This window comes from Bacillus sp. LR--39 (genome assembly GCF_053613335.1).
In genome coordinates this window covers 1-658 of the sequence record NZ_JBSIOT010001008.1, presented here as the reverse complement: position 1 = coordinate 658, position 658 = coordinate 1, and the positions used below count along the sequence as shown (strand labels likewise).

The 658-nt window shown below is 50.6% G+C and carries 2 pseudogenes; both read left to right on the top strand.

The features are described 5' to 3' along the window. A pseudogene (gene lutB, locus ACWHAR_RS28090) lies at nt 1-394 on the top strand (lactate utilization iron-sulfur protein LutB); the annotation flags it as partial. Beyond that, nucleotides 394-658: pseudogene (gene lutC, locus ACWHAR_RS28085) on the top strand (lactate utilization protein LutC); the annotation flags it as partial. The pseudogenes lutB and lutC, both read left to right, overlap by 1 nt.

Below are 658 nucleotides of genomic sequence, written 5' to 3'. Positions count from 1 at the left end.
GCTCGGCGGTTATGACGATTATAAGGAGCTGCCGTACGCATCTTCACTGTGCGCTGCTTGTTCAGAAGCCTGCCCGGTCAAAATCCCGCTTCATGAGCTGCTACTCAAGCATCGTCAGAATATCGTCGAAAAAGAAGGCAGGGCGCCGATCAGTGAAAAGCTTGCAATGAAAGCATTCGGACTTGGCGCATCCTCTTTATCGCTTTACAAAATGGGCTCAAAATGGGCGCCGGCCGCCATGACGCCTTTTACAGAGGACGAAAAAATTTCGAAAGGGCCCGGCCCGCTTAAAAATTGGACACAGATCCGTGACTTCCCGGCACCGCATAAATCGAGATTCAGAGACTGGTTTGCGGACAGAGAAACAAGTGAACGCACGAAGGAGGAGCAGTGATGACGAAGGGAACTATTCAGAATCAAGAGAGCTTTTTAAACCGAATCGCATCCAGCCTGGGCCGTGAACGAAGAACAGGAGGCGTGGCAGTCCCTGAATGGGCGCATCAGCCGCAATATAAAACACTTGAAGGTTATTCAGCGGATGACTTAGTCACAGTGCTCAAAAACCATTGTGTCAAAATCCATACAGAGCTGATTGAAACGGATTCAACCGGCCTTTATGATGCCCTGCGCGAGCAAGTCAGCCGTTTTTCCGGAGGCC